Origin of the sequence: Streptomyces sp. UH6 (assembly GCF_013421635.1) — a bacterium.
Taxonomy (GTDB): domain Bacteria; phylum Actinomycetota; class Actinomycetes; order Streptomycetales; family Streptomycetaceae; genus Streptomyces; species Streptomyces abyssomicinicus.
The window spans coordinates 1-1,606 of record NZ_JACADT010001169.1 but is presented as its reverse complement, the minus strand read 5'-3'; the positions used below and the strand labels follow the sequence as shown (position 1 = coordinate 1,606).

The 1,606-nt window shown below is 75.5% G+C and carries 1 protein-coding gene; it reads right to left on the bottom strand.

Annotation, left to right across the window (positions count from 1 at the left end; all coding sequences use genetic code 11):
- Nucleotides 1-1,606 (bottom strand): xanthine dehydrogenase family protein molybdopterin-binding subunit (locus HW445_RS30305; RefSeq protein WP_180224003.1); only part of this gene is annotated, 1,606 nt, incomplete at both ends.

The window sequence follows — 1,606 nt, the reverse complement described above, 5'->3', positions numbered from 1 at the left end:
GATGGGGAGGCGGTTGACGAGGCGTCCGGTGGCGGCGCGGACCGCGGACGCGATGGCCGCCGGGGCGGTGACCACCGGGACCGTGGAGACGGACTTGGCGCCGAACGGGGCCACCACGTCACGTTCCTCGACCAGCCGGACCAGCCGCACGTCGGGCGCGTCCAGTGCCGTGGGCAGGGCGTATCCGCCGAGGTCCGGGTGGCGGACCGCGCCGCGCTGCGTGCGCAGGTTCTCCGTGAGGGCGATGCCCACGCCCTGGGTGAGGCCCGACTCGATGCGCGCCCGCACCTGCGCCGGGTTCAGCACCCGCCCCACGTCCTGCGCGACCGCCAGCTCGACCACCCGCACCGCGCCGGTCTCCACGTCCACGTCGACCACCGCCCGCACCGCGCAGAACACGAGCCCCACGTAGGCGTCGCCCTGGCCGTGCGCGTCCAGCGGCTCGGTCGGGTGGGGGCGGCACTGGGCGGTGGCCCAGAGTTCCTTGCCGGCCAGCGCCTCGACCACCGTGGTCGACAGCACCCCGTCGTACGAGGTGATCTTCCCCTCGGCGATCTGCAGCAGCTCGGTGGACATGCCGAACTGGTGGGCCAGCGGCTGGAGCAGCTGCGTGCGGACCATCTTCGCGGCCCGCTCCACCGCCCCCGCCGAGACCCAGGTGTGCCGGCCCCGGCTGCCCGCGCCGGCGGACGGCTGGTCGGTGTCCACGGGGGCGACCACCACGTCCTCGACGCCCAGGACCTCCTGCACGATCTGCCGTGCCAGCGTGGCGAAGCCCTGACCGGACTCGACCGCCGCGCACAGCACCGTGCCGACGCCGTCCTTGACCTTCACCGTCGCGGTGGCGACCTCGTCGGATCCCTCCGCGCCCAGCAGGTGCACCATGCCGATGCCGTAGCCGACGCCGCGCCGCACCGCCGACGGATCGCCCGGCCCCTCCGGACCGCCGGGCAGCAGCCACTCCTCGACCGGGGTGTCCTTGGGCAGCTCCGGCATCGGCGCCTCACGCACCGCGGCCAGCAACTCCGCGACCGGCGCCGGGCAGGTGACGGTCTGCCCGGTGGGCAGCACGTCGCCGGTGGCCAGCACGTTGCGGGCCCGCAGCTCCGCCGGGTCGAGGTCCAGCTTCCGGGCCAGCTTGTCCATCTGCGCCTCGTACGCCGCGCACACCTGGAGGGCGCCCTCACCGCGCACGTACCCGGACGGCGGGTTGTTGGTGCGCACCGCCCAGCCCTCGACGAACGCGTGCGGCACCACGTACGGCCCGCAGGCGAAGGAGACCGCGGCGGCCAGCGCCTCCGCCGAGGCCTCCGCGTAGGCGCCGCCGTCCAGCAGGATCTGCGCCTCCACCTTGACCAGCCGCCCCTGCGCGTCGGCGTGGTGCCGGTAGCGCAGCAGCGTCGGGTGGCGGTGGGTGTGGCCGAGGAAGGAGTCCTCGCGGCTCGCCGCCAGCTTCACCGGGCAGCCGGTGCGCAGCGCCAGCAGGCCCAGCGGCAGCAGGAAGGCGGGGTCCTCACGGTCGGCGTCCGCGCCCGGCACGCCGGTGACGACGACCCTGACCCGCTCCGGCTCCAGCCCGTAGCAGGCGGCGGCCGCGTCGCGGTGG